The organism is Mesorhizobium sp. CCNWLY176 (assembly GCF_037153935.1).
GTDB classification, from domain to species: Bacteria; Pseudomonadota; Alphaproteobacteria; order Rhizobiales; family Rhizobiaceae; genus Mesorhizobium_M; species Mesorhizobium_M zhangyense.
On sequence record NZ_JBBBDZ010000001.1, the window covers coordinates 556,253 to 579,914 of the forward strand.

At 61.8% G+C, this 23,662-nt stretch carries 21 protein-coding genes; 19 read left to right on the forward strand and 2 right to left on the reverse strand.

The genetic code is table 11. The annotated features are described in order from the left end of the window. Positions 1 to 47: 47 nt before the first annotated feature. Positions 48 to 1,241, reverse strand: a complete 1,194-nt coding sequence (locus tag WBQ96_RS02455) for a serine hydrolase domain-containing protein (RefSeq protein WP_165116977.1) — start codon at positions 1,239 to 1,241, stop codon at positions 48 to 50. Positions 1,242 to 1,466: 225 nt separating this feature from the next. Between WBQ96_RS02455 and WBQ96_RS02460 the strand changes: the two genes are divergently transcribed. Next, entirely contained in the window at positions 1,467 to 2,612 is a 1,146-nt protein-coding gene (locus tag WBQ96_RS02460; protein WP_336546642.1) for a serine hydrolase domain-containing protein, read from the forward strand. A 122-nt stretch (positions 2,613 to 2,734) separates the two neighbouring features. Beyond that, positions 2,735 to 4,312: an ABC transporter substrate-binding protein gene (locus WBQ96_RS02465; protein WP_165116973.1), complete on the forward strand. Its 1,578-nt coding sequence runs from the start codon at positions 2,735 to 2,737 to the stop codon at positions 4,310 to 4,312. Positions 4,313 to 4,491: 179 nt separating this feature from the next. Here the strand turns inward: WBQ96_RS02465 and araD are convergent, their stop codons facing one another. Beyond that, positions 4,492 to 6,228 carry an L-arabinonate dehydratase gene (araD, locus tag WBQ96_RS02470; protein WP_165116971.1) on the reverse strand — a complete coding sequence of 579 codons (1,737 nt, stop codon included), beginning with the start codon at positions 6,226 to 6,228 and terminating at the stop codon, positions 4,492 to 4,494. A 98-nt stretch (positions 6,229 to 6,326) separates the two neighbouring features. Between araD and WBQ96_RS02475 the strand changes: the two genes are divergently transcribed. From WBQ96_RS02475 to WBQ96_RS02555, 17 genes are all read left to right on the forward strand, one after another. Beyond that, positions 6,327 to 7,016 carry a GntR family transcriptional regulator gene (locus WBQ96_RS02475; RefSeq protein WP_312857857.1) on the forward strand — a complete coding sequence of 230 codons (690 nt, stop codon included), beginning with the start codon at positions 6,327 to 6,329 and terminating at the stop codon, positions 7,014 to 7,016. Continuing rightward, positions 7,013 to 7,924, forward strand: a complete 912-nt coding sequence (locus WBQ96_RS02480) for a dihydrodipicolinate synthase family protein (protein ID WP_165116970.1) — start codon at positions 7,013 to 7,015, stop codon at positions 7,922 to 7,924. Before WBQ96_RS02475 ends, WBQ96_RS02480 begins: the two co-directional genes overlap by 4 nt. Before the next feature lie 78 nt (positions 7,925 to 8,002). Continuing rightward, positions 8,003 to 9,184 carry an ABC transporter substrate-binding protein gene (locus WBQ96_RS02485; protein ID WP_165116969.1) on the forward strand — a complete coding sequence of 394 codons (1,182 nt, stop codon included), beginning with the start codon at positions 8,003 to 8,005 and terminating at the stop codon, positions 9,182 to 9,184. 78 nt (positions 9,185 to 9,262) lie between these two features. Continuing rightward, complete coding sequence (locus WBQ96_RS02490; protein ID WP_165116968.1) at positions 9,263 to 10,330, forward strand: ABC transporter ATP-binding protein; 1,068 nt, start codon at positions 9,263 to 9,265, stop codon at positions 10,328 to 10,330. A gap of 7 nt (positions 10,331 to 10,337) precedes the next feature. Then, entirely contained in the window at positions 10,338 to 11,234 is an 897-nt protein-coding gene (locus WBQ96_RS02495; protein WP_336546641.1) for an ABC transporter permease, read from the forward strand. 5 nt (positions 11,235 to 11,239) lie between these two features. Then, on the forward strand, positions 11,240 to 12,079 hold the full coding sequence (locus WBQ96_RS02500; protein WP_119921244.1) for an ABC transporter permease: 840 nt from the start codon (positions 11,240 to 11,242) through the stop codon (positions 12,077 to 12,079). Positions 12,080 to 12,128: 49 nt separating this feature from the next. After that, complete coding sequence (locus WBQ96_RS02505; RefSeq protein ID WP_165116966.1) at positions 12,129 to 13,331, forward strand: mandelate racemase/muconate lactonizing enzyme family protein; 1,203 nt, start codon at positions 12,129 to 12,131, stop codon at positions 13,329 to 13,331. Continuing rightward, positions 13,331 to 14,203, forward strand: coding sequence for an SMP-30/gluconolactonase/LRE family protein (locus WBQ96_RS02510; RefSeq protein ID WP_336546640.1), 873 nt, complete (start codon positions 13,331 to 13,333; stop codon positions 14,201 to 14,203). The genes WBQ96_RS02505 and WBQ96_RS02510 overlap by 1 nt, the downstream gene beginning before the upstream one ends. 1 nt (position 14,204) lies before the next feature. After that, positions 14,205 to 15,011, forward strand: coding sequence for an NAD-dependent epimerase/dehydratase family protein (locus WBQ96_RS02515; RefSeq protein WP_165116964.1), 807 nt, complete (start codon positions 14,205 to 14,207; stop codon positions 15,009 to 15,011). Further along, the gene (locus WBQ96_RS02520) at positions 15,008 to 15,949 is read left to right on the forward strand and encodes an aldose epimerase family protein (RefSeq protein WP_165116962.1); all 942 of its coding nucleotides are present in this window, start codon (positions 15,008 to 15,010) and stop codon (positions 15,947 to 15,949) included. The genes WBQ96_RS02515 and WBQ96_RS02520 overlap by 4 nt, the downstream gene beginning before the upstream one ends. Then, a complete protein-coding gene (locus WBQ96_RS02525; RefSeq protein WP_165116960.1) occupies positions 15,942 to 16,649 on the forward strand; it encodes a ribonuclease activity regulator RraA in 708 nt (235 codons plus the stop codon). The genes WBQ96_RS02520 and WBQ96_RS02525 overlap by 8 nt, the downstream gene beginning before the upstream one ends. A 228-nt stretch (positions 16,650 to 16,877) precedes the next feature. Then, entirely contained in the window at positions 16,878 to 17,762 is an 885-nt protein-coding gene (locus WBQ96_RS02530; protein ID WP_165116958.1) for an AraC family transcriptional regulator, read from the forward strand. A 194-nt stretch (positions 17,763 to 17,956) separates the two neighbouring features. Continuing rightward, positions 17,957 to 19,027, forward strand: coding sequence for an ABC transporter substrate-binding protein (locus WBQ96_RS02535; RefSeq protein ID WP_165116956.1), 1,071 nt, complete (start codon positions 17,957 to 17,959; stop codon positions 19,025 to 19,027). A gap of 72 nt (positions 19,028 to 19,099) precedes the next feature. Beyond that, on the forward strand, positions 19,100 to 19,918 hold the full coding sequence (locus tag WBQ96_RS02540) for an ATP-binding cassette domain-containing protein (RefSeq protein WP_336546639.1): 819 nt from the start codon (positions 19,100 to 19,102) through the stop codon (positions 19,916 to 19,918). Next, positions 19,915 to 21,174, forward strand: a complete 1,260-nt coding sequence (locus tag WBQ96_RS02545) for a sugar ABC transporter permease (RefSeq protein ID WP_165116952.1) — start codon at positions 19,915 to 19,917, stop codon at positions 21,172 to 21,174. Before WBQ96_RS02540 ends, WBQ96_RS02545 begins: the two co-directional genes overlap by 4 nt. Positions 21,175 to 21,198: 24 nt before the next feature. Further along, positions 21,199 to 21,927 carry an SDR family oxidoreductase gene (locus WBQ96_RS02550; RefSeq protein WP_165116950.1) on the forward strand — a complete coding sequence of 243 codons (729 nt, stop codon included), beginning with the start codon at positions 21,199 to 21,201 and terminating at the stop codon, positions 21,925 to 21,927. Between the two features lie 79 nt (positions 21,928 to 22,006). Beyond that, on the forward strand, positions 22,007 to 23,611 hold the full coding sequence (locus WBQ96_RS02555; protein WP_336546638.1) for an FGGY-family carbohydrate kinase: 1,605 nt from the start codon (positions 22,007 to 22,009) through the stop codon (positions 23,609 to 23,611). Positions 23,612 to 23,662 lie beyond the last annotated feature (51 nt).

The following is a 23,662-nucleotide window of genomic DNA, read 5'->3' on the forward strand; positions in this document are numbered from 1 at the left end:
GCTTTGAAAGATCAAAGGTGCCGGAGATGTCTCCGGCACCTTTCGTCTCAGTCCGCTCCGAGCGCGCTGCGGATGGCGCGCATCGCTGCCAACAATTCCAGCGAACGATCCGGGCTGGAATGCTCCGGCCAGGTGGAGAGCTTCACCACTGCGAAATCCGAATCCGGATCGATATAGATCGACTGCCCGAAGACGCCACGCGCCCACATGGCACGACGCTTGGTGTCCTCGATCCAGAATTTGTTGGAATAGGCCCCGCCCGGAAGAACCGTGCGATAGATGCCCTGATAGAGATCGCCGTTGCCGTTGCGTGTCGCCTCGATCCAGGCCGCCGGCACAATCTGCCTCCCGTCGCGCGCACCGCCGTCAAGCAGCAACTGCGCGAAACGGCCATAGTCACGCAGCGTTGCGCAAAGCCCACCGTCGGCAAGTGCTGCGCCACCGTCATCGACGGTGATATAGGCGTCTTCCGCCGCACCCATCGGTGACCAGAGTTCGCGGCTGATGAGTTCGGCGAGCGAAGTCGCCGTGGCACGTTCCAGGACGAAGCCGAGGATGTCCGTTTCAATGGACCGGTATTTGAACAGCGCACCGTGCTCTCGTTCCTTTTCGTCAAGCGACAGGATGAGGTGCCACATGGTGCGCGGCCAGTCCGTCCGTTCATAGACGGCCCAGCCGCAGGCCTGACCTATCTTCTGCATATGCGAGCCGGGTGTCGTATAGGATTCGTCGAAGACGACACCGCTCGTCATGTCGAGGATGTGCTGGACCGTCGCGCCCTTGTAGCCAGTGGCTGCAAGCTCGGGCAGATATTCAGTGAGCGGCGCGTTCACATCGATCACGCCGCGGCCTGCAAGAATGCCCGTCACGATGCCGGTAATGGATTTGGTGACCGACATAGCGAGGTGCTGGCCATGCGGCTTCATGCCATTCCGATACTCCTCCGCGATGATCTTCCCCCTATGCAGGACGAGGAAGCCGTCGGTGAAGGAGCCGTCGAGGAACTGTGCGACGCTGCGCTTTTCGCCGCCGATGTCGAAGGTGATCGCGCCGAGATCCTGTGTCGCAGCGGGCAGTGCGCGCACCGGTCCGGGGCCTCGCCATATCTGTGCGGTCGCGGTCATTTCCCGAATGTGCTGGAAGGTCCAGCGATGGTGAGGCGGATTATCCCAGGTGTCGCGCGGAATGATCGGCGCGCCAGGGTTCGACGGGTCGCGCGGGTTCAGCGGCTGGTCGAGCATTTGTTCGTTCCTCGAATGATTGTCTGCGTAAATAAGTGGCTTTATCTGATATCAAATCAGGCAGTTTTGAAAGCCTTGTCTTTCGATTTTTGTCGGAATTATCGTTCCAGTACAAGCGCTATGGTAAAAATCGGCTACATAAGCAGCTTTGATATTGCGCGATCTGCGATCGCAATATAACCATTGGAGGATTGTTGTTCCGGCGATGAAGGATATGAGACACATATGAGTGCCAGCGGCTTCAAGCGTTCCGACATCAACCTGACCAACTGGCGTGAAAGGCCCTATTCGACCTGGACTTTCCAGAGCGTGGCGGAATTTGTCCCTTCGGCTCAGATAAGAAGCGCACGTCTGGAAGAGGCAGCCACGCTACCGCTGGGCAAGTTCGCCGATGTGAAAGTGACAAATGTCGACGGAACGGAGCTCGCTCTTCACGATTTCCTGAGCGACAGCAACAGCGACTCCCTGGTTATCATGCGTGGCGGCGAAGTCATCGCCGAGTGGCACGCGCCGCACACAGACCCTTTGCGGCCTCATATCGTCTTTTCGATCTCCAAATCCTTCACCGGGCTGCTGGCAGGCATACTCGAAGCCGAAGGAAAGCTCTCCTTCGACGATCTCGTTACGAAGTACATCCCTGATGCCGCTGGTTCAGCTTATGACGATCTGACCGTGCATGACCTGTTCAACATGACGGTCGCTATCGATTTCGAGGAAATATATCTCGACAAGAACGGCGATTTCGATCGCTATCGTCGCGCCATGCTGTGGAACCCGGAACGCGCCGACGATCCGACGCCGACGCTTCGCCAGCTCATGTGCTCCTTGCCGCGCGCGTCGCATCCACATGGAACGAAGCACGCCTACCGTTCGCCCAATGCGGACATGGCGGGTCTTGTCGTGGAAGCTGCTTCAGGCCAGCGCTATGCCGAGTTTCTGAGCAATGCGCTGTGGCAGCCAATGGGCGCGCATACGGACGCGTTCATCACCGTCGATCGCGCCGGCAATCCACGCTCGTCAGGCGGCATCTCGGTCACAGCGCGAGACCTTGCGCGGCTTGGCGATCTCGTGCGCGAGGGCGGAAAGGGCATCGTGCCGGCAGCCTTTGTCGAGAAACTGTGGGCGGGCGGTGATCGCAAGGTCTGGTCGCAGGGCGACCAGCGACTGCTTTATCCCTGCGGGAGCTACCACGCCTATTGGTATGAAACCGGCACGGGCGCACTCGCAGGCATGGGTATCTTTGGGCAGTGCGTCTGGATCGACCGGACGTCGGAAACGGTCATCGTTCGACAGTCCTCGGAGACCACCCCCATCGATGACAAACTCGATCAGTGCGTCATAGCAATGATGAAAACAATATCGGCGACATAACCCGGCACGGGCTCTTCAGCTCCGCGGCTAAAAGCAAAGACCACCGGGAGAAACAAATTTGGGCGAACTCCGCACGCTCCATCACAAAGAGAAATGCGGAAGGAACACTCGGAGAAAAAACGATGAGATCAAGACTGTTATCAGCCCTGCTGGGCGCAGCAATGCTTGCCTGTGGGGCTGCCTATGCACAGGCCCCACAGAAGGGCGGCACGCTCAACATCGTGCTCGGCGCCGACATCCGCAGCCTGGACGCAAGCAAAACCGACAACAATACGGACTCGGTCCTTTACCACATCTACGATCCGCTGGTTGCCTTCAAGAACGACCTGACCGCCGGTCCCGCGCTTGCGGATAGCTGGGAGGTGTCGGCAGACGGCAGGACCTATACGTTCAAGTTGAAGCAGGGTGTGACCTATCACAATGGCGACAAGGTCGTTGCCAGCGACTTCAAGTGGCTCTGGGAACGCCGCATGGCCTCAAAGGAAGGCACCGACGCACCCTGGCTCTGCATCCCGACCTTCGATGGTTCGCGCGGCCTGAAAGTCGCGAGCGTCGAAGCGCCGGACGACGGAACGCTGGTCATGACTCTAGACGCGCCGAGCACCCTGTTCCTGGTGCGTCTCGCCGACCCGATCTGCAACATCTGGATCGCCAGCCCGAAAAATGTCGGGGCTGACGGCAAGTGGGTCGCTGGTTCGGCAATCGGCAGCGGCCCGTTCCAGCTCAAGGAATGGAAGAACGAGCAATATATCTCGCTCGCCCGTTTTGATGGCTATGTGCCAAGCAAAGGCAAGCGGGACGGCCAGAGTGGCGACCGCACGGCGTTCGTCGACGAGGCGCGTTTCATGATCATCCCTGACAAGACGGCAGCTGAGACTGCCCTTTTTGCCGGTCAGGTCGATGTCGTCTCGACCATCCAACCGTCGCGCATGGAAGACCTCAAGGCCAACGGCGCCACTATCCTTTCATCGCCGGGTCTGTCGCTGACGGCAATGCTGATCCAGACCAACGATCCGCTGCTGTCCAATGTGAAGATGCGTCAGGCCATCGCCCATGCGCTGGACTTCAAGCAGATCGCCACGGCGCAGACTGCCGGAATGTCGGAATTCAACCCGTCCGGCGTGCCGCAATCGAGCGCCTATTTCGATCAGTCCTTCGTCGACAGCTGGCCTGCCTATGATCTCGAAAAGACCAGGCAACTGCTCGAGGAGGCAGGTTACAAAGGTGAGCCGATCAAGCTTCAGACCAACAAGCGTTACATCGGCATGTATGACAACGCCGTCGTCATCCAGGCGATGCTGACTGCCGCCGGTATCAATGTCGAACTCGAAGTGCTTGATTGGGCGGCTCAGCTCGACAACTTCTTTGCCGGCAAATTCCAGATGCAGTCCTTCGGCTACTCGTCGCGTCCCGATCCGATGGTGATCTACGGCATGTTCACCGGCGACAAGGCCGAGACACCAAACTATCAATTCGGCGATCCGAAGGCGCTGGAACTCTACCTCAAGGCGGTCGACACAGCCGATTTCGATGCGCGCAAAGCCGTGCTGAAGGATCTGCAGAACCTGATGGCCGAAGAGGTGCCGATGCTGGGTCTCTATTACTTCCCTGTCATTGAGGCCGTTTCCACCAAGACCACAGGCTACGAATCCTGGCCGCTCGACCGTCCCCGCGCATGGGGCGTTTCCAAGACCCAATAGATAGTGCTCCCAAGACGCATTTTCTCGACCCGGGGTATTTTGCCCCGGGTTTTTCTTTGCCTGTCGCATCTTGCTCGGAAGTGCGGGTCGCTCAGGCGTCCCTGCACAGATTGTTCTCAACCAGGAGCGGAACGAACACCGTCCGAGCGCAAGCTCGACACCGCACTGTTCCGCCTGCTTCAATAGATATCGGGTTCCGGCACGGCTTTGCCGAATTGCGTTTCGAGGAAATCGAAATCGCAGCCCTTGTCTGCCTGGGTGATATGCCCGGCGGAAAGCCAGCCGAAGCCACGTTCATAGCGCGGCGGCGGAGCTTTCCACTCTGCACGGCGTGAGGCCAGTTCGTCATCCGACACATTCAGGTGGATGGTTCTTTCGGAGACGTCGATGCTGATCGTGTCGCCGGTTCGCACGAGCGCCAGCGGCCCGCCGATATAGGCTTCCGGCGCGACGTGGAGGATGCAGGCGCCGTAGCTGGTTCCCGACATGCGGGCATCCGAGATGCGCAGCATGTCACGCACGCCCTGCTTCACCAGCTTCTTCGGGATCGGCAGCATGCCCCATTCGGGCATGCCGGGTCCGCCCTGCGGGCCGGCATTGCGCAGAATGATGATGTCGTCGACGGTCACGTCGAGGTCGTCGCGCTCGATCTCCTTCTTCATTTCCGGGTAGCTGTCGAAGACAAGGGCACGGCCCGTATGCTTCAGGAACCGCTGCTCCGATGCCGCCGGCTTCATGACGCAGCCATCGGGGGCCAGGTTGCCGCGCAGCACGACGGTGGCGCCTTCCTTGTAGACGGGATTGTCGAGCGGCCGGATGACGTCGTCCTCATAGACGCCGCCGCGCGCTGCGATCTCACCCATGGTTTCGCCGCCGACATTCACCGGCTCCGGGTGCAGCACGCCGCTCAGGCGGCTGTAGACACCCATGATCCCGCCGGCATAGTAGAAATCCTCCATCAGGTAGGTTTTTCCGGACGGCCGGATATTGGCGATGACCGGAACCTTGCGCGAGATCGCGTCGATGTCGTCGAGCGTCATGTCGACATTGGCGCGGCGCGCCATGGCAAGCGCGTGGACGATGGCGTTGGTGGAGCCGCCGATCGCCATCTGCACCATCAGTGCATTCTCGAAAGCCGCCTTCGTCATGATCTTGTCCGGCGTGACGTCTTCCCAGACCATCTCGACGATGCGCCGCCCCGATTGCGATGCCATACGGGCATGGTTGGCGTCGGCGGCGGGAATGGAGCTTGCGCCCGGAAGCGAGAGACCCAGCGCCTCGGCAAACGCGGTCATCGTGCTCGCCGTGCCCATGGTCATGCAATGACCGGGCGAACGCGCGATGCCGTTCTCGATCTCGGCCCAGTCGCGATCGGTGATGACGCCGGCGCGCCGGTCGTCCCAGTATTTCCAGGTGTCGGAACCGGAACCCAGCGTCTGCCCGCGCCAGTTTCCGCGCAGCATCGGCCCGGCCGGAACATAGATCATCGGCAGGCCGGCAGAGACGCCGCCCATGATCAGGGCCGGCGTGGTCTTGTCGCAGCCGCCGAGCAGCACGACGCCGTCGATGGGATGGCTGCGGATCAGTTCCTCGCACTCCATGGCGAGGAGGTTGCGGTAGAGCATGGTGGTCGGCTTGACGAAGGGCTCCGACAGGCTGAGCGCCGGCAACTCGATGGGAAGGCCGCCCGCCTGTTCGATGCCCTTGCGGATCCATTTCACCCGTTCGGGGAAGTGCGAATGGCACGGGTTTATCTCCGACCATGTGTTGATGATCGCGATGACCGGCTTCTGGTCCCAGTCCTGGGCATCGAAACCCATCTGGCGCATGCGCGACCTGTGGCCAAAGGCTCGCAGATCGTCGACGCCCAGCCAGCGATAGCTGCGCAGCGTCTTTGGGTCACGCCTGCCCGTCATGATTTCCTCCCTGAAATCTGATATTTCACAGCTTGATATATCAAATTTCAACTGATAGAAGTCAAGTCGTTTTCGGGGCCAGCGGGGAGGCAAAAAGCGTGAGCATCGTAAGGCGGCTCGAGCCTATCCATCTGAAAAGCCTGCGTGATCACGTTCACGATACGCTGCGCGAGGCGATCATATCCGGGCGTTTCCGCACCGACGAAAAGCTCAACGAGCGCCAGCTCGCTGCCGAGCTGGGCATCAGCACAACGCCGCTGAAGGAGGCGCTGCGCCAGCTCGAGACAGAGGGGCTGGTCCGTACCGAGGCCCGCCGCGGCAGCTACGTCACCTTCAATGCACGCCAGGCCGAGGAAATGATGCTTGCCCGCGCTGCCCTCGAAAGCGTGATGGCGCAGCAGGCCGCAAGGCACGCGACGGACGCACAGATCGCCTTGATGAAGACGCATATCGAGCAGATGCGCGCAGCCCTGCAGGAGGCCGATATCGCCCGCCTGATCGAGTTGAACGAGTATTTCCACGACACCATCCACGATGCGTCGAGCTGCGAATATCTGCGCCGGTTGCAGAACGGCCAGCGCATGTATGATCACGCCGCGCGCGTGACCGTGCTGGCTGACGAGACCGAGCGGGTGCGCTCCTTTGCCGAGCATGAGGCGATCATGCTGGCCATCGCCGAACGCAATGAAGACGAAGCCGAACGCCTCATGCGCGAACACGTCATGCTCGCCGGCGAGAAGCATCTGATCACTGTCTTCAGCTATACCCCTGCGGAGAAACGCAAATGAACCTAAGTGAATACCGTCGGGCGCTGCAGGGCATCTCCGGCGTTCATGTGACGGCCTACGACACAGCCGGTGAGATCGATCAGGCGCTGACGAGCCGCATCGTCGCCAACATTGCGGCTGCCGGCATTCACAACATCGTCTCGGGCGGCAACACGGGCGAGTTCTACAGCCTGACCTTCGATGAAGTGGTGCGGCTTCAGGCCACTGCCATCCAGGCAGTGGATGGAAAGGCAGCTGTGACTGCTGCAGCGGGCCGCTCCATTCGTGAGGCCATCGCCACCGCATCGCTGGCCAAGAAGGCGGGAGCCGATGGCGTGATGGTTCACCATCCGCTCGACCCCTTCGCAGCCCCCCACGCGCAGGCGAATTACTTCATCTCGATTGCCGAGGCCATCGATCTGCCGGTCGTCGCCTATGTGCGCTCTGACGCCATCCCGCTTGCCGACCTCGTCCGCATGGCGACGCATGAGAACATCGCCGGCGTCAAGTTCGCGTCCGGAAACACCCAGCTGTTCTCCGAGTGCGTGCGCGCGACCGAGGGCACTGAGGCGATCTGGATTTGTGGATTGGCCGAAGGATGGGCAGCACCTTTTTATGCGCTCGGCGGCCGTGGCTTCACCTCGGGTCTGGTCAATGTCGATCCCTATCGTTCACTGGCCATCTGGCGCGCGCTCGAGGCGGGCGATTATCCGATGGCGCGGGCGCTCGTGGCCACCATCGCCGAATTCGAGAAGCTCAGGACCAAATACAACAATGGCGCCAACGTCACGGTGGTGAAGGAAGCGCTGCAAATCCGGAATTTCCCGGTCGGTCAGGTACGCCTGCCGGGGCTTGTCGCTCTCGATCCTGCCGATCGATCGCATCTCACGGCGATCCTTGCCGGCTGGGAGGAGCGGAAGGCATCCTGAAGCATAAGTACCAGGAGGAGAGCCGGCGGAAGGGAGGACTTTCGTCGGATTTTGAACAACGAAACTGTGGAGGAACACATGAAATTCCCGATCTCACGGCGTCATTTTCTCGGTGGCGCCGCCACCGTTGCCGGCATGTCCGTATTGGGCAAAGGCGCTTTTGCGCAGGGCCTCAAGCTGCCGTCGTCTCCCGTCACCCTCAACATCATCGATGCCGCCGGCAATCTGGCGCTGACCCAGCCGATCTTCGACAATTACCTGGCCAAGCATCCCGAACTGGTGTCGACCATCATCTTCAACAAGGCGCCGTCGCCGGAACTGCCGGGCAAGATCAAGGCGCAGCAGCGTGCCAACCGCGTCGACATCGACATGGTCATCATCGGCCCGGACGCGCTTTCAGCCGGGCTTGCCGACGACATCTGGGTCGACATCGGCTCGATGACCGATACCGGCCTTCCCGATTTCAAGGAAATCTATCAGGAGCCGGCCTATCGCATGCAGGGCCTGTCGAAGGGCAGGGGCGTTACCGTCACCTACTATCCGTCCGGCCCACTGATCTCCTATATGCCGGAAAAGGTGAAGACGGCTCCGACCACGGCTGAAGAACTCCTGGCCTGGACCAAGGAGAACCCTCAGAAATTCATCTATGCGCGCCCGGCCAATTCCGGCCCGGGACGCACCTTCCTGATGGGCCTGCCTTATCTGCTTGGCGACAAGGACCCCACGGACCCGACGAATGGCTGGGAAAAGACCTGGGCCTATCTGAAGGAAATGCACAAGAACATCGAATACTACCCGGCAGGCACCGGTGCGCTGATGAAGGAATTCGGCGAAGGCACCCGCGACATGACCGTCACCACGACGGGATGGGACATCAATCCCCGCGCGCTCGGCGTGGTGCCGAAGGAGGCCAAGGTCGGCATGCTGAAAGGCTTCCACTGGGTCTGCGATGCTCACTACCTTAGCATTCCCAAGGGCGTGTCCGACGAAAAGATCGCGGTCATGCTCGACCTGATCAAGTTCGCGCTGCAGCCCGAGCAGCAGGCCTACACCTATGACAAGGGCTATTTCTATCCCGGCCCGGCGGTGAAGGATGTGACGCTCGAGATGGCGCCGAAGGAAAGCCAGGACGTTATTGCCGAATACGGACGTCCCGAATATGCGGACTGGATCGCCAACAATCCGATCGAACTGCCGCTCGAACCGGCAGCACTCGTGGCCGCCTTCCGTCGTTGGGACGAGGAAGTTGCCGCAGGCTGACGGCGCTTTCCCCACCCGACCGATAAACAGCATCGATAGGCGGTCCGCTCGCGCGGGCCGTCCGACGGGATAACCATCATGCAGCTTGCATCACACCCTTTCAAAGAGCTTCGCCTGGACAGGATGAGCCGGACTTTTGGCGCGTTCAATGCGCTGCACGACGTCTCGCTCTCCATTCGCAAGGGCGAGTTCATCGCGCTCCTTGGGCCTTCGGGCTGCGGCAAGTCGACCGCGTTGAACTGCATTGCCGGCCTGCTCGCCACGACTGATGGCGGCATCTACATCGACGAAAAGCGCATCGACCAGCTCAAGCCCGAGGATCGCGGCTTCGGCATGGTGTTCCAGAACTATGCGCTGTTTCCGCATATGACGGTCAACCAGAATGTCGGCTTTGGCTTGAGGATGCGCAACGTTCCCAAGGCCGAGATCGCGCAGAAGGTGGAGAACGCTCTGGCGCTGGTCCGGCTGCAGGGGCAGGGGCACAAGCTTCCCGGTCAGCTTTCGGGCGGCCAGCAGCAGCGCGTCGCCATCGCGCGCGCCATCGTCATCGAGCCGCCACTGGTGCTCATGGATGAGCCGCTGTCCAATCTCGACGCCAAGCTGCGGCTGGAAATGCGTACCGAAATCCGGCGCATCCACAATCAGCTGGGTGCAACCACCATCTATGTAACGCACGATCAGGATGAAGCGCTTTCGCTGGCCGACCGGGTGGTCGTGCTGCGCGAAGGCAGCATCCGTCAGGTCGGCGTGCCGCACGAGCTTTATGAAAAGCCGGCCCATATCGACGTTGCTGAGTTCATGGGCTTCCGCAACCATATGCCGGGAAAGGTAACGGGCCGCACAGGCGACCGCGTCACGCTTTCGGTCGCCGGTTCGACGATCGCCGGCATGGCGAGCGAGGACGTGAAACCGGGCGACGATGCGATCCTGATGGCGCGCGGCGATGACATCGCGGCTGCGAAAGCCGGCCCGCAGACATTGGCCGCCACCGTCGAGACCATCGAATATCGCGGCCGCGAATTCGTTGGCACGGCGCGCACGGCGGACGGTCTCGAACTCATTTTCCATTCGCCGACATTGACCGAGATCGGCAGCCGCATTTCGCTTTCGGTGAACGCCGACCGCGCGCTGGTCTTTGCGGCGTGAGACGGCCATGACCGACCCCGACCGCCACAAAAATTCGCTCCGGCAGCGCCTTGCCTTGCATGGCATCGACGGTGTCACGCTCATGCTGCTGCCGGCCCTGCTGTTCGTCCTGGGGGTGTTTGTCTATCCCTTCCTCTATGGGCTCGTACTGTCGTTCCAGCCGCTGGAAGGCGGTGGCGCGCTCGCCAACTACAAAAAATTCTTCTCCGATCCGTTCCTCTACAACACCATCGCCGCCACGCTGCGGCTCGCCGTGCCGGTGTCGATAATAAGCCTGATCTTCGCCATACCGATCGCGCTGCGTGTCAGGCTTTTGCAGCGGCAAAGGTTGCTCACCACCATCCTCGTGTTGCCGGTGACGCTCGGCACCGTTCTGGTGGCCGAAGGGTTGCTCAACTACCTCGGTCCGCAGGGCTGGTTCAGCCGGACGCTGATGTTCATCGGCATGGTCGACAGCCCGCTGAAGCTCACCAACAATTACTGGGGCGTCTTCGTCTCGCTAGTCATCACGGTGTTCCCGTTCACCTTCCTGCTGACGCTGTCCTACATCACCGGCATCGATCCGGCTCTGGAACAGGCAGCCGCTACCCATGGTGCAAGCAGCTGGCAGCGTTTCCGGCATGTCATGCTGCCGCTTCTGGTGCCGGGGCTGGCGGTCGCCTTCTGCCTGACTTTCGTGCAGGCGTTTGCCGTCTTTCCCTCGGCGGTGCTGCTGGGTGCGCCTTCCGGCCCGACGCGCGTGATCTCAATCGCAGCCGCACAGGCAGCCTTCGAGCAGTATGACGACTCGATGGCCTCCTCCATCGCCATGATCATGGCCGCCGTCCAGCTTCTTGTGGTGCTTGGCGTTCTAGCGATCCGAAACATGTTCTATCGCGGTTCGACCGCCGGCGGAAAAGGGTAGGGCTGATGATCCGCGATACATCCCTTGGCGCGAAGCTTTGGATCACTGCCGTCTGGGCAGTGGTCGGCTTCTTCGTCATCAACGTCCTGGCGATGATCGCCACCGTCATCCTGTCGTCGGTCGGCACGCGCTGGCTGGGCACATGGCTGCCCGAGGCCTTCACCACGCGCTGGTATCTGGCCGCCTGGCAAGAGTTTCAGCTCAGCCACGTCCTTCTGGTGACGTTCCAGATCGTCTTCATGGTGGTGATCCTGTCGGGACTGCTGGGCGTCACGGCGGCCTACGCCATCGCGCGGCGCAATTTTCCGGGCAAGAGGCTGGTGATGTTCATCTTCCTGCTGCCGCTTCTGGTGCCGCCCATCACCTTCGGCATTCCGCTTGCCACCGTGCTCTACAAATTCGGCGTCGGCGGCACCTTCTGGGGCGTTGTGCTGGCCAATCTCGTGCCCACCGTGCCGTTCGTCATCCTGGTGATGATCCCCTTCATCGAGCAGATCGACCCCAAGGTGGAGGCCGCCGCGCGCGTCTTCGGCGCAGGAACTTTCCGGCTGTTCATTCATGTGCTGTTGCCGATGCTTCTGCCCGGCATTCTCGCCTCGCTGCTTCTGGTGCTGGTGCGCACCGTGGCGATGTTCGAGCTGACCTTCCTGACGGCTGGCCCGACGAGCCAGACGCTGGTGGTCGCGCTCTACTATTCCGTCTTCGCAGCCGGCGTGCGCGCCGTTCAGTCGATCGACGCCATGGCGGTGATCTACATGGTGACCACGCTGGTCTGGCTGCTCGTGGCGCTACGCTTCGTCAACCCGACGCAGATCGTCGCTCGGCCCAAGCAGATATCGCATTGAACAAAGCCCGGCGCATGGCGCCGGGTATTCCTTTCGCAGGCATACCGACATGAAAATCACAGCGATCGAAACCGTCCAGCTTCCACACCTGAACAATATATTGTGGGTGCTGGTTCACACCGACGAAGGCATCACCGGCCTCGGCGAGACCTTTCGCGGCACCAATGCCGTTGCCGCCTATCTGCATTCCGACGTCGCCAACCTGCTCGTCGGCGCCAATCCGCTGGAGATCGACCGCATCTCCAAGCTGCTGACCGAACCCTATGTCGGGTTCCGCTCCTCGGGCGTGGAGATACGGGCGGCGTCGGCAATAGACATCGCGCTGTGGGATATCTTCGGCAAGGTCACCAACCAGCCGATCCACCAGCTTCTGGGCGGCCTGTCGCGGCAGTCGATCCGCACCTACAACACCTGCGCCGGCTACACCTACAACAAGCAGGGCGCACGCCGCTACGTCGGCGACAACGACGTCACCGAGGGGCCATACGAAGACCAGATCGCCTTTCACAAGGATGCCGGAGCGCTGGCCGAAAGCCTGCTTTCGGAAGGCATTACCTCGATGAAGATCTGGCCGCTCGATCCCTATGCGGTGGCGAGCGGCGGCAACTTCATCCACCGCAGCGATCTCGACAAGGGGCTCAACGCCTTCCGCCAGATCCGCGACGCCGTCGGCGACAGGATGGAGGTGATGGTCGAGATGCACTCGATGTGGGACCTGCCGTCGGCGCTGGCGATAGCCCGCGAGCTGAAGCAGTTCCGCCCCTTCTGGCTGGAAGACCCGATGAAGATGCAGGACCCGGCAGCGTTGGCGACATTTGCCGAGCGCTCCGGCGTGCCGGTCTGTGCCAGTGAGACGCTGGCCACGCGCTCGCAGTACCTCGAGGTGCTGCGGCAGCAGGCGGTCGACTATGTCATGCTCGATATTTCCTGGTGCGGCGGATTGAGCGAAGCCAAGAAGATCGCCACGCTGGCCGAGACCTTTCAGCGGCCGGTCGCCCCGCACGATTGCACCGGGCCGGTGGTCTTCGCCGCCTCCATCCACCTCTCGCTGAACGTGCCGAACGCCGTGTTCCAGGAATCGGTTCGCGCCTACTACACCTCCTGGTATCGCGATCTCGTCACCGTCATGCCGCGTATCGAAAACGGCCTGATCTATCCCTTCGCGGGCGCCGGACTGGGGCTGGAACTAAGCGAATTCGTGCTCAAGCACAAGGACGTGATCCGTCGCAAGACGGACGCGAAGCAAGCCTGATGCAATTCGAATGTATCGCCGACATCCGCGGTTCGCTGACGGAAAGCCCGGTCTGGGACGACCGGCGCGGCATGCTGTTCTGCTGTGATATTCTCGACCGCATGGTCTATGAAATCGACCTGGAAAAGGGCGTGTCGCGGCAATGGCATTTCGAGGCCGAAGTCGCCTCGCTCGGCCTTTGCGAAAGCGGCAGGCTGGTGATTGCGCTGGCGCGAGAGGTGATCCTTTTCGATCCCGAAACCGGCAACCGGGAAGTGCTTTGCGCACCCGGCCCCGAGCCAGAAACCAACCGGCTCAACGACGGCAAGGTCGGACCGGACGGCTGTTTCTGGGTCGGCAGCATGGACGACCGACCGCAAAAGGAAGCGGTGGGCCGCCTCTATAGGATCGATGCCGAAGGCAACCATGCGGTCATGGCGGAGGGGTTCAAGGTCTCCAACGGGCTTGCCTGGTCGCCCGATGGCTGCACACTTTATCATTCCGACTCCCGCGGCCCTTCCATCGACCGCTACGATTTCGACCCCGGCACCGGCGCGCTCGGCAAGCGGCAGCGCTTTGCCGATCTCGACGAGGCAACGGGCCGGCCCGATGGCGGTGCCTGCGATGCGGAGGGCTGCTACTGGAGCGCCGGCGTTTCCGCCGGCATGCTTAACCGCTTCGACCGTGACGGAAACATCGTCGAGCGCCATGCGGTGCCCGTTCCGGCCCCGACCATGCCATGCTTCTGCGGCCCGGACCTAAGGATGCTGGCCATCACCTCCCATCGCGCGGTCGACCCGCAATTGTTGGACCGGTTTCCCCAATCTGGCAGTGTGTTCGCGGCCCGCTCTGCGGTTGCCGGCACGCCGGTGTTCCGCATGAAAGGCGTCTGAAATGACAGACAATGCGCAGAAGAACGTCCTGCTGACCGGCGCTTCCGGTGCGCTCGGCCGCATGCTGGCCCCGCGGCTGGCCGCTGCCGGCTATGCCTTGCGCCTTTCCGACATCGTACCGTTCCCGGATCCGGTGCCGCAGGGCGCTACTTTCGTGCAGGCTGACCTGTCCGATGCCCAAGCCGTCGCCGGTATCATGGACGGGATCGGCTGTGTCCTGCATTTCGGCGGTGTCAGCTTGGAAAAGCCGTTCGACGAGATTCTGGCCGCCAACATCGTCGGCATCACCAATCTGTTCGAAGCCGCGCGTCGGCAGAAGGCGCGCGTCGTCTTCGCCAGCTCCAACCACACGATCGGCTTTTATGAACGCGGAACGATGCTGGACACCGACATGCCTTATCGGCCCGACGGCTATTACGGCCTGTCGAAGGCCTATGGCGAACTCCTCGGCAGGATGTTTTTCGACAAGCATGGCGTGGAAAGCGTGCATATCCGCATCGGTTCATGCCTTCCGGAGCCGGTCGAGGCGCGCAACCTCTCGACCTGGCTTTCCCACGACGATCTCTTTCGTTTCGTCTGCTCTGCCGTCGATGCTCCCGTGACGGGTCATGCCATCGTCTGGGGAGCGTCTGCCAACACGTGCTCTTGGTGGGAAGCCGACGACCGCGAACGCATCGGCTATGCACCGCAGGACAATGCCGAGGATTTCGCCGAAAAAATCGCCTCCATTCGAACCGACGATGCGATCACCGAGCGTTATCAGGGCGGCGTGTTTTGCGCGCAGGGTTTCTCACGGGATACGCCATGAGTTCCGTCGACCTCGATCCGGTCCTGCTGCGGTACGGCGACTATGCCCTCGCCATGGATGTCGCGCTCGGCTCCTCGCTGCTTTCACTCGACTGGACCGCACCGGACGGACGTTCCCATGCTCTGCTCGTGCCTTCAGTTGCAGACGGCGTTCCGTTCAAGGCCGGCTGCTTCGTCATGGCCCCCTTCGCGAACCGCATCGCAGACGGTTCGTTCTCTTTCGACGGGCGCACCATCCGCTTTCCGCTCAACCGACCCGCCGAAAACAATGCAATTCACGGCTTGTCTCGAGACCGTAAGTGGACGTTTACGGAAAGAACGGCCTCCCGCCTGTCGACGCGCGACGAATGCCGCGATGCCGCTTCGGGCTATGACTACGACCTGACGCAGACTGTCGAGATCGATACCGAGGGCGTGGGCTTTTCGCTGGTCATCACCAATCGCAGTGCGAAAAGGCTTCCGTTCGGACTCGGCTACCACCCGTGGTTCACGCGGACGCCGAAGGCGAGGCTGAGCTTTCACGCCGACACGAGCTTTACGCGCAGCGCGCGTGGGCTGCCGGAAGCTGCCTGCGATTCAGCTGGGATATGCGACTTCTCCGTGCCGGTAGCGCTTGGTTCGTTGGGCTGGCTGGACGCGCATTTTGCAAACTGGTCGCCCAGAACGGCTGTGCTGGATTTGCCCGAAATGGCCGTCAGGATCACGCTGTCGGCATCTGGTTGCCTCGGCAATCTGCAGGTCTTTGCGCCGGACGATCGCGCGGTGGTCTGCATCGAGCCGGTCAGCCATGTTCCGAATGTCTGCAACACACCGGCCTTTGCCCGGTTCGGCGATCTGACCGTGCTCGAAGCTGGAGAGAGTCTCTCGGGATCGATGCGGATCGCTGCCTCTCAGCTTGAATCTTCCCAAACCAGTTCCACAGGAGACCCGAATGCTTAGCGAAGCCACACGCGAGAAGTTGAAGGGCGTCAGCACCGCGACGCTGACGACGGCTCTGTTCAAGCGCAATTTCCGCAACCAGTTCATTCAGGATGTGCGACCGCTCAATCCGGGTCTGCCCAACATGGTCGGCGAGGCCTTCACGCTTCGCTACATCCCGGCGCGCGAAGACCTTGATGGCATTCAGGTTTTTGAAGATCGCGAGCATCCCCAACGCAAGGCCGTGGAGGAATGTCCACCCGGTGCCGTCATGGTGATCGACAGCCGCAAGGACGCGCGCGCCGCCTCAGCCGGGGGCATACTCGTCTCGCGCATGATGATGCGCGGCGTGGCCGGCGTGGTGACGGACGGCGGCTTTCGCGACTCGCCTGAAATAGCGCAGCTTCAAATGCCCGCCTATCACAACCGGCCCTCGGCACCGACCAACCTAACGCTTCATCACGCACTCGATATCAACAATCCGATCGGTTGCGGCGACGTGCCGATCTATCCCGGCGATATCATCGTTGGCGATGGAGAAGGCGTGGTGGTTATTCCGGCCCATCTTGCAGACGAGATTGCCGACGAGGCGGTTCGCATGACGATGTTTGAGGATTTCGTCCAGGAGCAGGTCTTGGCCGGACATACCATTCTCGGCCTTTATCCGCCGACTACCAGTGAAGCCGTGGCGAAGTTCGAGGCCTGGAAGGCCCGCCGATAAGCGGGGAAAACACTACGTTCCATCTCCGGCAGCGCTGAACGCATTTCGAATACCGCAGATCTAGGCGCTTACACGGTCAAAAAAGTATCATAGTCTTCTTTGAAACGTGGTGGCGCTCGATGTGGCGAAGGGCTACCGTTACCTCCAAGTGCAGAGCCGGATCGAATTCGGCCGACCGGGAGCAGGGGCGTATTGCGGCAATGGCCGCGTTCGCCCGGAGGAAACGACATGGAACCGGACCTGGAAGTCGTCCAGATTCGACGAGGTGAATCCTTCAAGGCGTGGTCCCACGGCTATCCGTATCATACGGTGCGCTGGCACTTTCATCCGGAATATGAAATCCACCAGGTCGTCTCCACCAGCGGTCGCTATTTCGTCGGCGATTTCATAGGTGAGTTCGAGCCTGGCAATCTGGTTCTCACCGGCCCCAATCTGCCGCACAATTGGGTGAGCGATATTCCCAAAGGCTCCAGCATCCCGCTGCGCGGACGCATCATCCAGTTCAGCGAGAGTTTCATCGCTGATGCCATGAAGGTTCTGCCTGAACTCGCAGGCGTGGGCCCAGTTCTGGAATCCTCCCGGCGCGGGGTGCTGTTCAGCAGCGAAACCAGCAGACAATTGTCGCCGATGATGGATGAGATGATGCAAGCCCAAGGGGTGCGGCGCATCGAACTGTTCATGATGATCGCTGGTTTGCTCAGTCGCGCGCAGGGAGCGCAGGTGCTTGCCAGCGCCAGCTATCTGCCTGATCCATCGGGCTATATGTCCGCCGGTACCAACAAGGCCCTGGCCTATATCCGTGAGAACCTCACCCGGCCGTTCGGCGAGGCAGATCTTGCGGCGATTGCCGGACAATCGACCAGCGCGTTCTCGCGAGCCTTCCGCCGTCATACCGGCATGTCGCTGGTGCAATATGTCAAGCGGTTGCGCATCAACCTGGCCTGTCAGCTTCTGATGAGCGACGAGCAGGCATCGATCACCGACATTTGTTTCGGCGTCGGGTTCAACAATCTCTCGAATTTCAACCGGCAATTCCTGGCGGAGAAGGGCATGCCGCCATCCCGGTTCAGACGGTTATTGGCAGACAATATCAACGCGGCCAAAGCCGCATAGAACGGAGGATAGGGGAGGAACATCGCAGGCCGACAATGGAACGCGGACACGCATTATGCGGTCTGCGAAGAGGAACCTTTTGTCTTGAATCTGCCGCCGCAAATCCGCGGCAAGGCCGAGGAATTGCAATAGCCGGCAGGCGACACGCGAGTCTGAGGCAGCATTACAACAATATCTCGAATGGAGGAGATCAAATGACGACATATTCATGGAAGTCCGCTGGCTTGGCTGCGCTGGCATTGGCGTTGTTGAGCGGGTCAGCCGCCGTTGCACAAAACGCGAAGGTTTCTGACGCCACGGTTGCGTTCCTGATGCCCGACCAGGCATCAACGCGTTACGAGCAGCACGACCATCCCGGCTTCGTCGCCGAGATGACCAAGCTGTGTTCCACCTGCAAGGTCCTGTACCAGAACGCCGATGCCGATGCCTCGCGGCAGCAGCAGCAGTTCAACTCGGTGATCTCGCAGGGCGCGAAGGTGATCGTTCTCGACCCGGTCGACTCGACGGCGGCAGCCTCGCTCGTCAAGGCGGCCCAGAGCCAGGGCATCAAGGTCATCGCCTATGACCGGCCCATTCCATCCACGCCTGCCGACTTCTACGTCTCCTTCGACAATGAAGGGATCGGCAAGGCCATCGCGGAATCGCTGGTGGCTCACCTGAAATCCAAGAACATCGAGGCAGGTGACGGCGGCGTGCTCCAGATCAACGGCTCGCCTACCGATGCTGCAGCCGGCCTTATCAAGAAGGGCATTCACGCCGGGCTGGACAATAGCGGCTATCCGATCCTGGCAGAGTACGACACGCCGGAATGGGCGCCGCCGAAGGCGCAGCAATGGGCCGGCGGCCAGATCACCCGCTTCGGCAAGAAGATTCTCGGCGTGGTTGCCGCCAATGACGGCACCGGCGGCGGTGCCGTCGCAGCCTTCAAGGCGGCCGGCGTCGACCCGGTGCCGCCGGTGACCGGCAATGATGCGACGCTTGCGGCATTGCAGCTCATCATCGCGGGCGACCAGTACAACACCATTTCCAAGCCGAGTGAGATCGTGGCGGCGGCGGCGGCAAACATCGCCGTGCAGCTGCTTGCCGGCGAGACGCCCAAGGCCGAAACGACGTTGTACGATACCCCGTCCCAGCTTTTCGTTCCGGCGGTGGTCACCGCTGAAAACCTGAAGGCCGAGATCGTCGACAAGAAGATCGCGACCGCCGAAGAGCTTTGCTCGGGCCGCTACGCCGAGGGTTGTAAGAAGCTCGGCATCGGAAACTGATCGTTCCTTTCTGCCATCGTCTGGCCGCCCAAGGCGGCCAGACGCCCGGTTCACTCAAAAAGGCTTGCCCGCATGACGGACCCATCTGACGGAACCTCTACGAGCGAACTGGTGCTCAGCCTGCGCGGTATTTCCAAGAATTTCGGTGCTGTGTCGGCCCTGACCGACATCGATCTTGACGTTCACGCGGGCGAGGTCGTCGCGCTTGTCGGCGACAACGGCGCCGGCAAGTCCACCTTGGTCAAGGTGCTCGCCGGCGTGCATCAGCCCAGCTCTGGAACGATCGCGTTTCGCGGCAAGGAGGTGACACTTCCTGACCCGAGCGCTGCGCTGAAGCTCGGAATCGCCACCGTCTTCCAGGATCTGGCCCTGTGCGAGAACCTCGACGTGGTCGCCAACATCTTCCTCGGCAAGGAGCTCAATCCGCTACGGCTCGACGAGGTGTCCATGGAAATCAAGGCCTGGACGCTGCTCAACGAGCTTTCGGCCCGCATCCCCAGCGTGCGCGAGCCGGTGGCCTCACTTTCCGGCGGCCAGCGCCAGACCGTGGCCATCGCGCGGTCGCTGCTGCTCGACCCTAAGCTTATCCTTCTCGACGAACCGACAGCCGCACTTGGTGTAGCGCAGACCGCCGAGGTGCTGGACCTGATCGAGCGGGTGCGCGACCGCGGGCTCGGCGTGGTCATGATCAGCCACAACATGGAAGACGTGCGCGCCGTGGCCGACCGCATCGTCGTGCTGCGGCTGGGACGCAACAACGGCATTTTCTATCCCGACGCATCCAACCAGGATCTGGTCAGCGCCATTACCGGCGCGTCGAACAATTCCGTTTCCCGCCGCGCCGAACGACGCCAGGCCCAACGCGAACAAGGGCAGGAGACGCAGCCATGACCAAAGATATCGAAAACGGTGCTCCGGCCGTACCACTGCTTGACCGCAGCGACGAGCGGGTGAAACACGCGGCCGGCTTTGGGGGCGCGATCCGATCTTTTCTCGACCGCGTCCAGTCGGGCGATCTTGGATCGCTGCCTGTCATCGTTGGGCTGGTGATCATCTGGACGGTGTTCCAGAGCCTCAATCCGATCTTCCTGTCGAGCAACAACCTCGTCAACCTGCTCTTCGACTGCTCGACGGTGGGCGTCATCGCACTCGGAATCGTCTGCATCCTGATGGTCGGCGAGATCGACCTGTCCGTCGGCTCGGTCAGCGGTTTCGCTTCCGCCATGGTCGGGGTGCTCTGGGTCAACCAGGGTTGGCCGGTATGGCTCGCCATTCTCGCAGCACTGGCCGTCGGCGCGGCGATCGGCTCGCTCTATGCCATGCTTTTCAACCGCTTTGGAATGCCGAGCTTCGTCTCGACGCTGGCGGGACTGCTCGCCATACTTGGCCTGCAACTCTATATCCTCGGCTCGACCGGCTCGATCAACCTGCCCTACGGCTCACCTGTTGTGAATTTCGGCCAGACGCTGGTCATGCCGCATGCCATCGCCTACGCGCTGGCAGCCATCGCCGGCATCGTGACGTTTATTACGGGCTTCCGCACGGCGGCTCGCCGCAAGGAAGCCGGCCTGTCCTCGCAATCGCTCGGCAGCCTGCTCCTTCGCGCGATCCTCATCACCGTCGTGCTGGAACTGATTGTCTTCTACCTCAATCAGGATCGTGGCATTCCCTGGATGTTCGGCCTCTTCGTCGGGCTGGTCGTGACGATGAACTACTTGCTGACGAGGACCAAATGGGGCCGCTCGATGAACGCCGTCGGCGGCAACCGCGAGGCAGCGCGCCGCGCCGGCATCAATGTGCGGCTTACCTACACCAGCGCCTTCGTCATGTGCTCAGTGCTCGCCGCCGCCGGCGGCATCCTTGCCGCCTCACGCCTTGCATCTGCAAGCCAGCAGGCCGGCACAGGCGACGTCAATCTCAATGCGATCGCTGCGGCAGTGATCGGCGGCACCAGCCTGTTCGGCGGCCGGGGCAGCGCCTATTCGGCGTTGCTGGGCATCATCGTCATCCAGTCGATTGCCAGCGGGCTGACGCTGCTCGATCTGTCATCGTCGCTTCGCTACATGATCACCGGCGCCGTATTGGCCATCGCAGTCATCGTCGACTCGCTCGCGCGCCGTTCGCGTGTCTCCCACGGCCGCGCTTAATCAATCGACAGGAAAAGGCAGAAAATGGATCAGGATCTATCCGACAAGGTCGCGGCGATCACGGGTGCCGCGTCGGGCATCGGCCTCGAATGCGCCAGAAGCCTTCTCGCGGCAGGCGCCAGCGTCGTGCTTGTCGACCGTGCCGAGGAGGCGCTGAAGAAGCTTTGCTCCGAACTCGGCCCCAAGGCGATCCCGGTGGTCATCGACCTGATCGATCCCGCCAGCGTGGCCACCATGATGCCGCAGATTCTGGAGAAGGCCGGCAAACTGGACATCTTCCACGCCAATGCCGGCTCCTACATCGGCGGCGACGTGGTCGACGGCGATCCCGACGCCTGGGACCGCATGCTGAACCTCAACATCAACGCCGTGTTCCGCTCCATCCACGCGGTTCTGCCACATATGGTCGAGCGCAAGACCGGCGACATCATCGTCACCAGTTCGGTTGCGGGTGTCGTACCGGTCGTCTGGGAGCCGATCTACACCGCTTCGAAACACGCCGTGCAGGCTTTCGTCCACACCGTCCGGCGCCAGGTTGCCAAACATGGGCTGCGCGTCGGCGCCATCGCTCCCGGCCCCGTCGTGACCGCACTGATCAGCGACTGGCCCAAGGAGAAGCTCGAAAAGGCGCTGGCGGCCGGCGACCTGATCGAGCCGGTGGAGGTGGCGGCGGCCGTGCTGTTCATGCTCACCAGGCCTCGCAACGTGACGATCCGGGATCTCGTCATCCTGCCGCAGAGCAACGATCTCTGAGGACCTATCCCATCGGCACTGGATGCGCGGCGCCGTCAGAAGCGGTGCTGGAAACATATTGCGGAGTGACTGAATAGCCATGCCAAACCACTATCTCGGCATCGATGTCGGCACCGGCAGCGCCCGCGCCGGCGTCTTCGACCAGACGGGCGTCCTGCTGGCATCCGTCAAGACCGACATTGCCGTGTGGCGCGAGGCCAGCGACATCGTCGAGCAGTCGAGCAACGACATCTGGCGGGCAGTTTGCACCAGTGTCCGGGAGGCGGTCACGCAATCCGGGGTCGTTCCTTCCTCGGTCGCGGGCATCGGCTTCGACGCCACGTGTTCGCTCGTGGTGATCGGCGAGAATGGCCAACCGCTGCCCGTCAGCAACTCGGGCGACCCTGAGCGCAACATCATCGTGTGGATGGACCATCGCGCCACGGAACAGGCCCGCCGGATCAACCAGACGGGTCACAATGTGCTGCGCTATGTCGGCGGTTCCATCTCACCGGAGATGGAGACGCCCAAGCTTCTCTGGCTTGCCGAGAACATGCCCAAAACCTTCGCCGGGGCATGGCAATTCATGGACCTCACCGACTTCCTGACCTGGCGGTGCACGGACAGCCTCGCCCGCTCCGTCTGCACGGTGGCGTGCAAATGGACCTATCTCGCGCATGAAAACCGCTGGGACGAGAGCTATTTCAGGACGATCGGGCTGGGAGCGCTTGCCGATGAATCTTTCCGGCGCATCGGCACGGAGGTCTTTCCCGGTGGAACGCCGCTAGGCAGCGGTCTGACCGCAAGAGCGGCGGCGGACCTTGGATTGACAGTGGGAACGCCTGTCGCAACCGGCCTGATCGATGCCCATGCCGGCGGCATCGGAACCGTCGGTGCGCGCGGCGGCGTCGGCAGTGTGAATTCGCGCATGGCCTATGTGTTCGGCACGTCGGCCTGCACCATGTCGACGACGGCAAAACCGGCCTTCGTGCAAGGTGTGTGGGGGCCGTATTTTTCAGCCATGGTCCCGGGCCTTTGGCTCAACGAGGGCGGACAATCGGCTGCCGGTGCTGCCATCGATCATCTGGTCCGCATGCACCCGGCCGCCGAGCAGGCAGCAGGAACCGCCCGCGAAAAGGGGCAAAGCCTCAGCAGCTGGCTGTCGCTGGAAGCCGAAAGGCTCGGTGGCGCGGCGGAGGCGCCGAAGCTCATCGGCGATGTGCATGTCGTTCCCGAATTCCTCGGTAACCGCGCGCCGTTCGCGGACCCGGATGCACGCGGGCTGATTGCCGGGCTCGGCATGGAACTCGACTTCGACAGCCTGCTCGGCCTCTATCTGGCCGGTGTTTGCGGGCTTGGATATGGCGCGCGCCAGATCGTGCGGGCCCTGCATGAGAAGAACGTGCCGATCGACACCATCGTCGTCAGCGGTGGCGCCGGGCAAAGCCCGTTGGTTCGTCAGTTGCTTGCCGACACGACCGGGATGGTTGTCGCGGCTTCGACGTCGCAGGAGCCGGTGTTGCTGGGATCGGCCATCCTTGGAGCTGTTGCCGCCGGCCACTACCAGGACACCCTTGCGGCAATGTCGGCGATGTCGGAACTCGGTGAGTTGTATCATCCCGAGCCGGCATTGGCTGACTGGCATGCAAGGCGGTTCGAGGCTTTCGAACTCCTCCAGGCCGCCGGCAGGGCCATCCGAGGCTAGACGGTCCTCACACGCAAAGTAGGTCACCAGGATGCGTATGCATCCGCGTTC

Excerpts from the sequence above, each read along its gene's own strand:
- WBQ96_RS02505 (WP_165116966.1), top strand. The coding sequence starts at position 12,129 with ATGAAAATCACAGCGATCGAAACCGTCCAGCTTCCACACCTGAACAAT.
- WBQ96_RS02500 (WP_119921244.1), top strand. The coding sequence starts at position 11,240 with ATGATCCGCGATACATCCCTTGGCGCGAAGCTTTGGATCACTGCCGTC.
- WBQ96_RS02455 (WP_165116977.1), bottom strand. The coding sequence starts at position 1,241 with ATGCTCGACCAGCCGCTGAACCCGCGCGACCCGTCGAACCCTGGCGCG.
- WBQ96_RS02555 (WP_336546638.1), top strand. The coding sequence starts at position 22,007 with ATGCCAAACCACTATCTCGGCATCGATGTCGGCACCGGCAGCGCCCGC.
- WBQ96_RS02525 (WP_165116960.1), top strand. The coding sequence starts at position 15,942 with ATGCTTAGCGAAGCCACACGCGAGAAGTTGAAGGGCGTCAGCACCGCG.
- WBQ96_RS02540 (WP_336546639.1), top strand. The coding sequence starts at position 19,100 with ATGACGGACCCATCTGACGGAACCTCTACGAGCGAACTGGTGCTCAGC.
- WBQ96_RS02465 (WP_165116973.1), top strand. The coding sequence starts at position 2,735 with ATGAGATCAAGACTGTTATCAGCCCTGCTGGGCGCAGCAATGCTTGCC.
- WBQ96_RS02490 (WP_165116968.1), top strand. The coding sequence starts at position 9,263 with ATGCAGCTTGCATCACACCCTTTCAAAGAGCTTCGCCTGGACAGGATG.
- WBQ96_RS02535 (WP_165116956.1), top strand. The coding sequence starts at position 17,957 with ATGACGACATATTCATGGAAGTCCGCTGGCTTGGCTGCGCTGGCATTG.
- WBQ96_RS02550 (WP_165116950.1), top strand. The coding sequence starts at position 21,199 with ATGGATCAGGATCTATCCGACAAGGTCGCGGCGATCACGGGTGCCGCG.
- araD (WP_165116971.1), bottom strand. The coding sequence starts at position 6,228 with ATGACGGGCAGGCGTGACCCAAAGACGCTGCGCAGCTATCGCTGGCTG.
- WBQ96_RS02530 (WP_165116958.1), top strand. The coding sequence starts at position 16,878 with ATGGAACCGGACCTGGAAGTCGTCCAGATTCGACGAGGTGAATCCTTC.
- WBQ96_RS02495 (WP_336546641.1), top strand. The coding sequence starts at position 10,338 with ATGACCGACCCCGACCGCCACAAAAATTCGCTCCGGCAGCGCCTTGCC.
- WBQ96_RS02480 (WP_165116970.1), top strand. The coding sequence starts at position 7,013 with ATGAACCTAAGTGAATACCGTCGGGCGCTGCAGGGCATCTCCGGCGTT.
- WBQ96_RS02515 (WP_165116964.1), top strand. The coding sequence starts at position 14,205 with ATGACAGACAATGCGCAGAAGAACGTCCTGCTGACCGGCGCTTCCGGT.
- WBQ96_RS02545 (WP_165116952.1), top strand. The coding sequence starts at position 19,915 with ATGACCAAAGATATCGAAAACGGTGCTCCGGCCGTACCACTGCTTGAC.
- WBQ96_RS02485 (WP_165116969.1), top strand. The coding sequence starts at position 8,003 with ATGAAATTCCCGATCTCACGGCGTCATTTTCTCGGTGGCGCCGCCACC.
- WBQ96_RS02520 (WP_165116962.1), top strand. The coding sequence starts at position 15,008 with ATGAGTTCCGTCGACCTCGATCCGGTCCTGCTGCGGTACGGCGACTAT.
- WBQ96_RS02510 (WP_336546640.1), top strand. The coding sequence starts at position 13,331 with ATGCAATTCGAATGTATCGCCGACATCCGCGGTTCGCTGACGGAAAGC.
- WBQ96_RS02460 (WP_336546642.1), top strand. The coding sequence starts at position 1,467 with ATGAGTGCCAGCGGCTTCAAGCGTTCCGACATCAACCTGACCAACTGG.